This is a genomic window from Bradyrhizobium sp. Kon37 (assembly GCF_055807535.1).
Genome location: NZ_JBVVOY010000358.1, coordinates 1 through 232, shown reverse-complemented (window position 1 = coordinate 232; position 232 = coordinate 1). Strand labels below are relative to the sequence as shown.

At 56.5% G+C, this 232-nt stretch carries 1 pseudogene; it reads left to right on the top strand.

Features of this window, described 5'->3' with window-relative positions:
* Positions 1–60 precede the first annotated feature (60 nt).
* Positions 61–232 (top strand): annotated as a pseudogene (locus AC0L3J_RS38470) (aldehyde dehydrogenase family protein); the annotation flags it as partial.

Sequence of the window (232 nt, the reverse complement as noted above, 5' to 3'; positions counted from 1 at the left end):
CGCAGCGACGCGAGACAAAGGCCCGCCAGGCAGACATGACTGCGTTATCTACATCCGCTTCGTTGGGCCGGGCGATTACCCGCAGAGCGTGAACGTATTCTGCTACGTTTTGCTGATCTGGTGGAGCAGCACAGTGAGGAGCTGGCGCAACTGGAAACCCTGGAGCAAGGCAAGTCAATTGCCATTTCCCGTGCTTTTGAAGTGGGCTGTACGCTGACCTGGATGCGTTATA